Source organism: Nitrobacter sp. Nb-311A, from assembly GCF_000152905.1.
Classification (GTDB): Bacteria; Pseudomonadota; Alphaproteobacteria; order Rhizobiales; family Xanthobacteraceae; genus Nitrobacter.
In genome coordinates this window covers 274,121-286,190 of the sequence record NZ_CH672416.1, presented here as the reverse complement: position 1 = coordinate 286,190, position 12,070 = coordinate 274,121, and the positions used below count along the sequence as shown (strand labels likewise).

The 12,070-nt window shown below is 60.6% G+C and carries 12 protein-coding genes; 10 read left to right on the top strand and 2 right to left on the bottom strand.

Features of this window, described 5'->3' with window-relative positions:
• Window positions 1-74: 74 nt before the first annotated feature.
• Window positions 75-1,133 (bottom strand): polysaccharide deacetylase family protein, encoded by a 1,059-nt coding sequence (locus tag NB311A_RS10395; RefSeq protein WP_009798494.1) that lies wholly within the window; start codon window positions 1,131-1,133, stop codon window positions 75-77.
• A 263-nt stretch (window positions 1,134-1,396) separates the two neighbouring features.
• Here NB311A_RS10395 and NB311A_RS10390 point away from each other — a divergent pair, with 263 nt between their 5' ends.
• The 10 genes from NB311A_RS10390 to phoB all read left to right on the top strand — a co-directional run bounded on the left by NB311A_RS10390 (window position 1,397) and on the right by phoB (window position 11,110).
• The gene (locus tag NB311A_RS10390; RefSeq protein ID WP_009798493.1) at window positions 1,397-2,788 is read left to right on the top strand and encodes an OmpA family protein; all 1,392 of its coding nucleotides are present in this window, start codon (window positions 1,397-1,399) and stop codon (window positions 2,786-2,788) included.
• Window positions 2,789-2,792: 4 nt separating this feature from the next.
• Window positions 2,793-3,131 carry a hypothetical protein gene (locus tag NB311A_RS10385; protein WP_009798492.1) on the top strand — a complete coding sequence of 113 codons (339 nt, stop codon included), beginning with the start codon at window positions 2,793-2,795 and terminating at the stop codon, window positions 3,129-3,131.
• Between the two features lie 116 nt (window positions 3,132-3,247).
• A complete protein-coding gene (locus tag NB311A_RS10380; protein WP_009798491.1) occupies window positions 3,248-4,303 on the top strand; it encodes a lysylphosphatidylglycerol synthase domain-containing protein in 1,056 nt (351 codons plus the stop codon).
• Window positions 4,284-5,630, top strand: coding sequence for an ATP-binding protein (locus NB311A_RS10375; protein ID WP_009798490.1), 1,347 nt, complete (start codon window positions 4,284-4,286; stop codon window positions 5,628-5,630). The genes NB311A_RS10380 and NB311A_RS10375 overlap by 20 nt, the downstream gene beginning before the upstream one ends.
• A 130-nt stretch (window positions 5,631-5,760) precedes the next feature.
• A complete protein-coding gene (pstS, locus tag NB311A_RS10370) occupies window positions 5,761-6,786 on the top strand; it encodes a phosphate ABC transporter substrate-binding protein PstS (protein WP_009798489.1) in 1,026 nt (341 codons plus the stop codon).
• A gap of 145 nt (window positions 6,787-6,931) precedes the next feature.
• Entirely contained in the window at window positions 6,932-7,900 is a 969-nt protein-coding gene (gene pstC / locus NB311A_RS10365; protein ID WP_371256506.1) for a phosphate ABC transporter permease subunit PstC, read from the top strand.
• Window positions 7,901-7,982: 82 nt separating this feature from the next.
• A complete protein-coding gene (pstA, locus tag NB311A_RS10360; protein ID WP_009798487.1) occupies window positions 7,983-8,828 on the top strand; it encodes a phosphate ABC transporter permease PstA in 846 nt (281 codons plus the stop codon).
• The gene (gene pstB, locus NB311A_RS10355; RefSeq protein WP_009798486.1) at window positions 8,825-9,637 is read left to right on the top strand and encodes a phosphate ABC transporter ATP-binding protein PstB; all 813 of its coding nucleotides are present in this window, start codon (window positions 8,825-8,827) and stop codon (window positions 9,635-9,637) included. The genes pstA and pstB overlap by 4 nt, the downstream gene beginning before the upstream one ends.
• A 30-nt stretch (window positions 9,638-9,667) precedes the next feature.
• On the top strand, window positions 9,668-10,384 hold the full coding sequence (gene phoU, locus NB311A_RS10350; protein WP_009798485.1) for a phosphate signaling complex protein PhoU: 717 nt from the start codon (window positions 9,668-9,670) through the stop codon (window positions 10,382-10,384).
• A 21-nt stretch (window positions 10,385-10,405) separates the two neighbouring features.
• The gene (gene phoB, locus NB311A_RS10345) at window positions 10,406-11,110 is read left to right on the top strand and encodes a phosphate regulon transcriptional regulator PhoB (protein WP_009798484.1); all 705 of its coding nucleotides are present in this window, start codon (window positions 10,406-10,408) and stop codon (window positions 11,108-11,110) included.
• Between the two features lie 244 nt (window positions 11,111-11,354).
• Here the strand turns inward: phoB and NB311A_RS10340 are convergent, their stop codons facing one another.
• Window positions 11,355-11,861 (bottom strand): GcrA family cell cycle regulator, encoded by a 507-nt coding sequence (locus tag NB311A_RS10340; RefSeq protein ID WP_009798483.1) that lies wholly within the window; start codon window positions 11,859-11,861, stop codon window positions 11,355-11,357.
• Window positions 11,862-12,070 lie beyond the last annotated feature (209 nt).

Below are 12,070 nucleotides of genomic sequence, written 5' to 3'. Positions count from 1 at the left end.
ATGCACCGCGATGGTATTGCGACGAGGGGATTTTCACTTGGAGGAAGGATGCTTGAACGCAACCTTCTCAAGGCTCAAGTGACATCGACGCGACGGAAGCCATTCCACATGGCGGTGGCCGCGCCCGACGTCAGCACCGGAAGGACGCGGGCAGTCTGATAGTTTCCGTTGAGGGAAATTCGCGGCAACGCCGTAGGGTGCTCGGCATTTTCAGAAAAGATCATACCCGGTCGCGTTGTGACCGCGGTATGGAAACCGGCCGCCTTGGTCATGGCGAACTCGCGAGGTCCCGCGGCGGTACGGTCGCCGTAGGGGTAGGCGAGATGGACGATCGGACGCTGCAAGATGGCTTCGATCCGTGTCCGGCTGAAGGTGATCTCCTGAAGGGCTTGTTCCTCGCTTCGTTTTGCGAGGTTGCAGTGACTGACGGTATGGGCGCCGATCGTGACCAGCGGATCGGCGGCAAACGACTTCAATTCCTCCCAGGATAGACACAGTTCCGGGCTGATGACGGATTGATCGATGTGGTAGCGGGCACACAACCCGTCCAGTTCGCGCGCGATATCGCGGTCGTCCGGCAGCCCGCGCAGCAGGTCGTGAATTCGAGAGAACGCTCTCTGCTTTTGTTCGACCGTGCGGGTCTCGAGACGTAAGGTGGTGTCATCGATCTTACTGTCGATTTGCTCGGTGGAAGCAATGATCCGTTCGAGCGCTACCCACCAGAGGCGACCGTTTCCGTTTGCGAAATCATTTGCGACGTAGACGGTGAACGGCGCGTCATATTCGCGCATTGCGGGCAGCGCGAAGTCGCGGTTATCGCGATAGCCATCATCGAAGGTGAAGCAAGCAAACCGTCGCGAGAAATCACGTTGGGTCAACCGGCGGTGCATCTCGTTCGCCGTAACGATGTCGATCCCGCGCGATCGGACATGAGCCAGGACCGTGCGCAGAAATTCCGGGGTCACTTCTAGGTGATGATTGGGTTGGAACGAGACGTTTCGGTGCGGCCGCACATGGTGCAGCATGAAGATCGTTCCGACGCCTGAGAAGATTGGCCGCAGCAGGTGATGAGCGCCGCTAAAATACAGGACGTCCAATCCGGCCCCAATGACTGTGTTGCGGAGCTGCTTCATTTGAAGTGATCGGCTAGTCCCTTCTTTGACCAAATCTTAATCGGAAACGGTTGAAGAAACGGTTATCCTTCTGTCCCTCCGGGGATGAAGCTTCCATTTCATTTCGGTTTGACAGCCCGGCAAGGGTTTGTTTTCTCTTCATTTCATCACGCGTGGCCGACCGAATCGCGGCCGGTTTTACCCGGGGCGCGCGTCGAAGCTGGAGCGGATTGCATAATCCGATCCATCGGCCAGCCGGCAGATTTTGCGCGACAGGAAATTGAATGCGCGGATTTTTCAGATGGAGCGGCAAGTGGTGGCCAGGTGTCATCCCGCTCACCGTTCTTTGGGGGCTCGCCGCGTGGACGACCATGGGTCCGCTGGAAGCCGATCTGAGCGCGCAGGCTACCGCTGTACTCAAGGATAGCGTTCTCGATAAGACCACGATCAGCGCCGCGGGACGCGACATTACGTTCTCCGCCGAGGCATTTTCGGAGCAGGAACGCAGCAACGCGGTGGCCTTGGTGGAGACAGTCCCGGGTGTGCGACGGGTCAACGATCGCACTGCGCTCGTCGCCGAAGCCAAACCGTTTGTGTGGACCATCGAACGGGAGGTCGGCAGAGTGACGCTCGGTGGAAACGCGCCGTTGCCGGTGGTCAGGAACAAGCTGCTGGATGCCGCGCGTGCGACGTTCACCGGTATCGACATCGCTGATCGCATGGATTTGAAGCGCGGGGCGCCGCCGCGGTTTGAAGCCGCAGCGACATTACTGATCGGTGAGACGGGCAAGCTGAAAACCGGCAAGGCAACGATTTCGGATTTAGCGGTGAGTCTGACGGGCATGGCGCGTGAACTGGGCGGGCGCGAGGCAATTGCCGCGGCGCTGAAGAATTTGCCCGATGGATACTCGGTGGATAACGATATTCACGCTCCGCCATATGTCTTCGAGGCCAATAAGGATCCGGTCGCCGGAACGCTGATATTGACCGGGTATGTGCCGGACAACGCGATTCATGCCGCGATCGTCGCATCCGCTGGCCGCAAGTTCGGCGAGAAGATCATTGATAAACTCAAGGCAAGTCTTGGTGCGCCGTCAGGCTTCGATGCCGTCGTCACGCGGGCGCTGCGATCTTTGTCGCGTTTGTCGACAGGGAGACTCGTCGTCTCTGATCGGAGCGTCGATCTCTCCGGTGACGCGCTATATGACCCAGCCGGAAGACAGATCCGCGCTGGTTTGCCAGGCGACCTGCCTCGCGGCTGGGAGGCGAAACTGGAGGTTTCGGTCAAGCCGTCGGCCGGCCCTGTCGATCCGACGGTTTGTCAGCAATTGTTGAGCGATCTGCTGGAAAAGCGCACCGTCCAGTTTGAAACCGGCAAGGCGACGTTGGACCCCGATTCGATCGGCCTTCTGGATCAATTGACTGAAACCGCGCTGCGTTGTCCGACGGCGACGATCGAGATCGTGGGACACACCGACGGGGACGGCGACGCTTCATTTAACCAGGCGCTGTCCGAGCGACGCGCGCAGGCGGTTGTGGATTTTATGGTGAAAGCTGGATTGCCTGCCAATCGGTTCAGACCGATCGGCTACGGCAGCGCACAGCCAATCGCCACCAATGACACCGACGAAGGCAAAGCAAAGAATCGACGCATTGACTTCATCGTGAGGCAATAGAGATATGGTCTACCTGGCAGGATTTCACTGGGGTTGGCTCGTTGCATCGTTACTTCTCGGCCTTGCGATGGGGTGGATTGCGGTGGTGCATCGCGGACGGGAAGTTTCGAAATCAGCTGCGCGGTGGCTGTCGGTCCTGGTCTTGGCGCTGGTTGTGGTGGCGCTCATGCACGTTGTTCCTGGCCGGTTCGGTTACTGGCTCGACCTTGGACTGGTGATGTTCGGGGTTTATCTTGTAGGTTGCGCGGTCGGATCGTGGTTACGTGACGGGGTGGTCTCGCGCCAGGCGGCGTCCGGCGGACCGACGGAACATGCTGGCGGGACATCTGATGTGTTGGAATAAAGGGACCTATTGACGCCGGCTGAATTCCACCAGGAACCAAAACACGCTACGACCCTGTCCACGTGAATGGATGCGGAAAGGTACGACTTGCCGTGGACCGCATTTCGAGGTTCTCGATGCTCGGATTAATACGCAGAGCGATCTCGATTCTGCGCCGGAAACGAATCCTGCACAAGCTTGGTGTGGCGATCAGCGTCACTGTCATCGCGGCCGCGTTCTACGTGCTCTTCCATATTCTCCGGGACATCGATGCCGAGGAGGTAATGGAAGCCATCAAGCGGACCGAGTGGCGCTCGATCGCGTTGGCGGGTCTGTTCGTTGCCGCGGGCTATTTCACACTGACATTCTACGACCTGTTTGCGGTGCGGACCATCGGGGTCACTCATGTGCCGTACCGCATCACGGCGTTCGCGGCCTTCACCAGCTATTCGGTCGGTCACAATGTCGGCGCCAGCGTGTTCACTGGCGGGGCTGTGCGCTATCGTATCTATTCCGCCTGGGGACTGAATGCGGTCGATGTCGCGAAAATCTGTTTTCTGGCCGGCCTTACCTTCTGGCTCGGCAATGCCGCCGTGCTCGGATTGGGCATTGCCTACCACCCCGAGGCGGCAACGAGCATCGATCAGCTTCCGCCATTGCTCAATCGGCTGATCGCAATCGCGATCATTCTCGCACTGATCGGGTACGTGATCTGGGTCTGGATCCGGCCGCGTCGCGTCGGCAGCGGGTCATGGACCGTGGTTCTGCCGGGCGGTCCGCTAACGCTGCTGCAAATTTTTATCGGAATTGTCGATCTGGGATTTTGCGCGCTCGCGATGTACGTGCTGCTTCCCCACCAGCCCAATGTCGGCTTTGTCGTTGTCGCAGTGATTTTCGTGTCGGCGACGTTGCTTGGTTTTGCGAGTCATTCGCCGGGGGGACTCGGCGTGTTCGACGCCGCCATGCTGATCGGCCTCTGGCAGATGGAGAAGAAGGACCTTCTGGCCGGGATGCTGTTGTTCCGGCTGTTCTATTATATTGCACCCTTCGCGATTTCCATCATCTTGCTGACACTCAGGGAAATTTTCGTCAGCGCGCGAATGAGACGCGTGGGCAACGCGCCGACCGGACTGAACGCTGGGCCTGACAGTAAACTGCCCTATCTTGGAGAGCATGGCGATTCTGGCGCCTGACAACATTCAAGCGGCTGCGGAGGGAAACGCCTCCCGCGCCCCAGGATTTGCCGCGAGGCCCGCATCCTGGCCGGACCGGTTGCGCCGCTCCGCGCTCGTCCTGCTCGTTGCCGGGCTTGCGTTGATCGCGCTGGTTGTGTTCGGCGGCTTGCAGCCTTTGGGTGCCATCGCCGCCTTTGTCTGCATCACTGGCGCGGCGCTGGTGCCCTGGCAGGTTCATGATTCCGACGGGTCGCGCGAAACCGATCTCGGAGCCAATCCGGTAGAGACAGCGGTGGCGCGAGCCATCGTTGCCGGTATGCCGGATCCCAACGTGCTGCTTGATAGGGCTGGCCGCGTCATCCACCTCAATGCCGCGGCGGCGCAGCTCGTGCCGGCGCTGCGCCGGAACGAGCTCGCGCAGTTCGCGCTCCGAGCGCCCGAGATCGTCACGGCGTTGCGTGAGGCGATCGCGACCCGGGAAGCGCGGCGGACGACCTATCTCAATCCTGTTCCGGTCGATCGGTGGATGGAATTGATCATCACGCCGATTCCGGTGCCGACTGCATTCGGCGGCGTCGACTATTGCATGCTTTTGACATTTCACGATCAGACGCCGTTGCGACGGGTCGAGGAAATGCGCGCGGATTTCGTCGCCAATGCGAGCCATGAGTTGCGCACGCCTCTCGCGGCGCTGTCTGGGTTCATCGACACGCTCCAGGGCCCGGCGCGCGAGGACGCCCGGGCGCGCGAACGTTTTCTCGGCATCATGCATGCGCAGGCGGCGCGGATGGCGCGGCTGATCGACGACCTCTTGTCGCTGTCGCGGGTCGAGCTTTCGGCCCATGTGCGGCCGGAGACGATCGTCGATCTTGTTCCGATCGTCCGCGAGGTCGTCGACGGACTTGAGCCGCTCGCGGCGGAGCGTCAGGTCGAGATCGAGGTCGCGCTTTCCGAGACGTCGGTGGCGATCTGCGGCGATCGTGAGGAGCTTCTGCGCTTATTCGAGAACCTGATCGAGAATGCGCTGAAATACGGCGCGTCCGGCGGCAAGGTGAGGGTGTCGTCGATGCTCGACGTCTCGCCGGAGGGCGGGCCGGAATTCCGGGTGGTGGTGCGGGACTTCGGACCCGGCATCGCACCTGAGCATTTGCCGCGCCTTACTGAACGCTTCTATCGGGTCGACGTCGGCGATAGCCGGGCCCAGGGCGGCACGGGCCTTGGCCTGTCGTTGGTAAAGCATATTCTCAACCGTCATCGCGGTCGCCTCCTGATCGAGAGCGTGCCCGGCCATGGCGCGAGTTTCACTGCGGGTTTTCCACCGGCGCAGGCCGCGCCGGAAGCATGAAGTTTAATAATTTCATTTACTTAGCGTAGTCATGCCGCTGTCGTCAAACCGTCGTAAAAGCGGCATCGGTCGGGACCTAGAAGAGGCCATGAGCGCATCTGCGCTCCGCTCAATCCGAGGGAGATCCCGCATGAATGTCTTCAAGGCCATCGTTGCCGCCGGCCTCGCCATCGTTTCCACGGCCGCCCTTTCGATTTCGGCGAAGGCGGCCGACGTTACCGGCGCGGGGGCGACCTTCCCGTTTCCGGTCTATTCGAAATGGGCTGATGCCTACAAGAAAGAGACCGGCAAAAGTCTGAACTATCAGTCGATCGGTTCGGGCGCCGGCATCAAACAGATTCTCGCCAAGACGGTGACATTCGGCGCGACCGATGCGCCGCTGAAGGCCGACAAGCTCGAGAAAGACGGTCTCGTGCAGTGGCCGATGGTGATGGGGGCGATCGTACCGGTCGTGAACGTCGAGGGTGTGAAGCCTGGCGAGCTGGTTCTTTCGGGTGAACTGCTCGGTGATATCTACCTCGGCAAGGTCACGAAATGGGACGATCCCATGATCGTGAAACTCAATCCGGGCATCAAGCTGCCTTCGGCTCCGATCGCGGTGGTGCACCGTTCGGACGGGTCAGGCACCTCGTTCAACTTCACCAACTATCTGTCCAAGGTGAATGCCGAGTGGAAGTCCAAGATTGGCGAGGGTACCGCGGTTGAGTGGCCGGCCGGCGTCGGCGCCAAAGGCAATGAAGGGGTTTCCGGCAATGTCGGCCAGACCAGGAACTCGATCGGCTATGTCGAATACGCCTATGCCAAGCAGAACAAGCTGACCTACGCCGCGCTCGTCAACAAGGCCGGCAAGGCGGTGCAGCCCACCGTTGCCTCCTTCCAGGCCGCGGCCGCCAGCGCCGATTGGGCTCACTCGCCGGGCTACTACGTGATCCTGACGGATCAGCCGGGCGAGGCTTCGTGGCCGATCACTGCCGCGACGTTCATCCTGATGCACAATGAGCCGGCCGACAAGGCGGCCTCCGCTGAAGCTATCAAGTTCTTCAAATGGGCGTTCGAGAAGGGCGGCGGGATGGCCGAGGAGCTCGACTACATTCCGATGCCGGATTCGGTCGTGGAGCAGATCAAGAAAACCTGGACCTCCGATATCAAAAGCTGACCTTGGGCCGAGGAGGAGCGCCAGGGTGCCTCTCCATTCGCTTTTGGACGGCTACGAAACTGTCTCCGCAATCCCGAATATGGTGTTCTGTGAAACACAAGACAAAGGAGTGGGCGTGACGGACATAGCCGTTCATAGCAGCGCGATGGAGTCCGCGGGCAGCTGTGATCGAACCCGCGCTCTGAATGCATTCAAGCTCGGGGATCGCGCGTTCTACTGGACCACGCGCATCAGCGCGATGCTCGTTCTGACGTTGCTCGGTGGAATCATCATTTCGCTGGTCGTGGGCTCGTGGCCTGCGATCGTGGAGTTCGGAAGCTCCTTCCTGACGACGCAGCGCTGGGCGCCATCCGCCGAGCCACCGGTGCTGGGCGCGCTGAGCCCGGTGTACGGCACCATCCTGACCTCGGTCATCGCTATGATGATCGCTATCCCGGCCGGAATCGGAATCGCCATTTTCCTCACCGAGTTGTGCCCGCTATGGGCGCGTCCGCCGATTGGGATGGCGATCGAGCTGCTCGCGGGCATTCCCTCGATCATCTACGGCATGTGGGGCTTCTTTATCCTCGGTCCGATCCTCGCCAATACGGTGCAACCCTTCTTCATCGACCTGTTTGAAGGCGTGCCGATCCTCGGCTCGATCTTCGGCGGTCCGCCATCGTATTTGAGCCTGTTCAACGCCTCGCTGATCCTTGCGATCATGGTGCTGCCTTTCATCACCGCGATTTCGCGTGACGTGTTCGCAACCGTGCCGCCCGTCCTGAAGGAGGCGGCCTATGGCGTCGGCTGCACCACCTGGGAAGTCGTCCGCCACGTCGTGTTGCCCTATACGCGCGTTGGCGTGATCGGCGGCGCCATGCTGGCGCTCGGCCGCGCGCTTGGCGAAACGATGGCGGTGACATTCATTATCGGCAACTCGTTCCGCATCTCGCCATCGATCTTCGCGCCCGGCACGACGATTTCCGCGGCAATCGCCAGCGAGTTCGCGGAGAGCGACGGACTACATCAGTCGAGCCTGATGCTGCTCGGTCTGCTGTTGTTCGTTCTGACGTTCTTTGTGCTCGCGGCGGCGCGGCTGATGCTGTTGCGGTTGGAAAAGAAGGCAGGGAAATAGGCATGATGCCGAAGGACAGAAGCCTGGCTTTCCCTGCACGCGAATTCGTTTGTCCCACGATTATGCCTGTTCAGGTAAAGTCATGAATCCCATCTATGCGTCCCGCCGCCGTCGAGACTTTGTCGTCCGCACCCTCTGCTTTGTTGCCGCGGCATTCGGCGTGTCCTGGCTCGGCCTCATTCTGTTCACGCTGTTCTATAACGGTCTCGCCGGGATGAGCTGGCAGCTTTTCACCCAGAACACGCCGCCGCCCGGCGCATCCGAAGGCGGTCTCCTGAACGCCCTCATTGGCTCCATCATCATGACCGTGATCGGTGTGGGGGTGGGCGCGCCGATCGGGATGTTTGCGGGCACCTATCTTGCCGAATATGGCAAGCACGATCGCCTCGCGCCCGTCATTCGCTTCATCAACGACATTCTTCTCAGTGCGCCTTCAATCATCATCGGCCTGTTCATATACGGCGCGATCGTGGTGCCGATGGGAGGCTTCTCGGCGCTCGCAGGCTCGCTTGCGCTCGCGGTGATCGTCATTCCGGTCGTGGTGCGCACGACCGAGGACATGCTGAACCTGGTACCGAACTCGCTACGCGAGGCGGCTTCCGCGCTCGGCTTGCCGCGCTCGCTCGTCATCAAGCGCATTGCCTATCGCGCAGCGCGCGCCGGCTTGATCACCGGGGTGCTGCTCGCCACCGCGCGCGTTGCCGGCGAGACCGCGCCGTTGCTGTTCACCGCACTGAGCAACCAGTTCTTCAGCCTGGATCTGACCAACCCGGTCGCAAACCTTCCCGTCACCATCAACAACTTCGTGCAGAGCCCTTACGCCTACTGGAAACAACTGGCGTGGAGCGCCGCGCTGCTGATCACCTTGGCCGTACTGGCGCTGAACATCGGCGCGAGATTGCTCGGCTCTGAAAGGACTGCAAAATGACCGTCGTTGCCGCCGGCGCCTCGGGTCCGGCTCTTGCAGTGATCGATCCGGACGTTCCGGCGAAGGTCGCTGCCTGTAATCTCAACTTCTATTATGGCCAGCATCATGCGCTGAAGAATATCAACCTGTCGATCGCGACCAATCGCGTGACGGCCTTCATCGGCCCCTCGGGTTGCGGAAAGTCGACCCTGCTTCGTATCTTCAACCGCATGTACGACCTCTACCCCGGCCAGCGCGTCGAAGGGCGGGTGTTACTGGACAACGCCAACATCCTGGACCCCAAGCTCGATCTCAATCTTCTGCGCGCGCGGGTCGGCATGGTGTTTCAGAAGCCGACGCCGTTCCCGATGACGATCTATGAAAACATCGCGTTCGGCATTCGCTTGTACGAGAAGCTTTCGAAATCGGAAATGGACGGTCGGGTAGAGAAGGCGCTGCGGGACGGCGCCTTGTGGAATGAGGTCAAGGATAAGCTCAATGCGAGCGGGCTCAGTCTCTCCGGCGGTCAGCAACAACGCCTGTGCATCGCGCGGACGGTTGCGGTGCGGCCGGAAGTGATCCTGTTCGATGAGCCATGCTCGGCGCTCGATCCGATCTCCACGGCCAAGGTCGAAGAACTGATCGCCGAACTGAAAACGCATTACACGATCGCGATCGTCACCCACAACATGCAGCAGGCGGCGCGCGTATCGGATTACACCTCGTTCATGTATCTCGGCGAGATGATCGAGTTCGGTCCAACAAACAAACTGTTCACATCGCCGTCAGATCGCCGCACCCAGGATTACATCACCGGCCGTTTCGGCTGAGGCTGCGCAGAAGCGCGGGGAGAATTTGATATGGCGTTTGAACACACCGCAAAGGCTTTCGACGACGACCTCCAGGAGTTGACGCGGCTGGTTTCCGAAATGGGCGGACTGGCGGAACGGCAGATCGTGGAGTCGCTGGACGCGCTGATCCGCCGCGACGCCGTATTGGGAGATCGCGTCGTCGCCGCCGATGCCGAAATCGACCAGCTGCAGCGCATGATCGAGGAACGCGCCGTGCTTACCATCGCGCGCCGGCAACCAATGGCGGTGGATTTACGCGAGATTGTCGGCGCCATGCGGGTTGCCATCGATCTGGAGCGTATCGGCGATCTCGCCAAGAACATAGGCAAGCGCGTGGTTGCGATCGACAGCGATTTCCATCCGCTGAAACTGATCCGCGGCCTCGAGCACATGACCGACCTTGTGCGGTCGCAGGTCAAGTCGGTGCTCGACGCTTATGCGGCACACGATCTGCCATCGGCGATGGCGGTCTGGAAGGGGGACGAGGAAGTGGACGCTATCTGCACGTCTTTGTTCCGCGAACTTCTCACTTACATGATGGAAGATCCGCGCAATATCGGGTTCTGTATCCACCTGATGTTCTGCGCCAAGAATATCGAGCGGATCGGGGACCATGCCACCAATATCGCCGAGACGGTATTCTACATGATCGAGGGGCAGCAGATTCTCGAAAAGCGTCCCAAGGGGGACATGACCGATTTCGCGTCGGCGACTCCGCGAAACTGAAATGGGATCAGGCGAGACACGATGGGTGCACGCATTCTGGTAGTTGAAGACGAGGAAGCGTTGACGACGCTGCTGCGTTATAATCTTGAAGCGGCAGGCTATGAGGTCGAAACGGTAGCGCGGGGCGATGAGGCGGACACGGGCCTTAAAGAGCGCATCCCCGATCTTTTGATCCTGGACTGGATGCTGCCGGGCCTGTCCGGCATCGAGCTGTGCCGCCGGCTGCGGGCGCGTCCCGAAACCAAGGAACTTCCGATCATCATGCTCACCGCTCGCGGCGAGGAAAGCGAGCGGGTGCGAGGGCTTGCGACCGGCGCCGACGACTATGTGGTCAAGCCGTTCTCGGTGCCGGAACTCCTGGCAAGGGTGAAAAGCCTGCTGCGGCGCGCGAGCCCGGCGCGGCTGGCGTCGATCCTGACCTTTGGCGACATAGAACTCGACCGCGACAGGCACCGCGTCGCGCGTTCCGGCCGTCCGATCGATCTTGGCCCGACGGAGTATCGGCTGTTGGAGTTTTTCCTCGAGCACCCCGGCCGGGTGTTCAGCCGCGAGCAGTTGCTCAACAGCGTGTGGGGCCGTGACGTCTATATCGACGAGCGCACCGTGGACGTTCACATCGGACGATTGCGCAAGCTGCTCAATCCTGACGGTGAGGCGGATCCGATCCGCACGGTGCGTGGCGCCGGCTACGCGTTGGACGAGCAGTTCGCGAATGCAACCGAGTAGGCGGAGAACCGAAAAGCGCCGATAATCGTGGTGATGCTGCACCAGACGTGCAAACCGCGGCTTTCCGCAGGTCTACGGCAGGTCGCAAAACAGAAACGGCCGACTCTGATCTGACCTATAACCTTTATGCGCCTGACAGAAATTGGAAACGTCGATCTATGATTTGGATCTGACGCTTAACGCAACCGATATCCACTTCGCTCGAAAAGTGCTCTATGGCGGGATTTAGAAGTTTACGCTGTGATTATCGCGCCTTTGGTGATTGGCGGCGGCGGTCGGTGGCGGGTTGATAGGCGATGCGCGAGTGGTGCGCGCAATAGGGCAGGCCGGTGAGAGCCTTGCCGCCGCAAAAGAAGAACTCCGGACTCGAGGGGTCGCCAACCGGCCAATGGCAGGTGGCCTCGCTGAGTTCGAGCAGCGATAGGCGCTGGCTCATGGGCACGACATTGTCGTAGGCGATCGGGTTTGGTTCGAGCTCAACCTCGAAGGCTTGCGCGAGCGCGGTATTGCCTCGGGAAACAGGGCGGGATACCCGCATCATGTGCTGGGCGGGCCGGGCCTTGCGGGGCCGAGGCACCGTTGACGAAGGACTCTTGGCGCGGCCCGACAGCCCCAGCCGATGCACCTTGCCGATTACCGCGTTCCGGGTCACGTTGCCGAGTTCGGCGGCGATCTGACTTGCGGAGAGACCCGCTTCCCAAAGCTTCTTCAGTTGTTCGACGCGGTCGTCGGTCCAGTTTATCACCGTCATCGCACATTGTTCCCTTGTTTAAGGCGTGCCTCCGCAAGGCCGCGCACCTGAAGCGCTCCCTTAAAAACCCGTGTCGGCAGAATCCCTTAACCCTCGCCGGGCGGGATAACGCCCGGGCGCTTACGCCGAGAACAGGGACCAATCGAGGATCAAAACACCGCACGAGATGTCGTATTCGACGGCCCTAACGCTACAATATGCCGTGACTC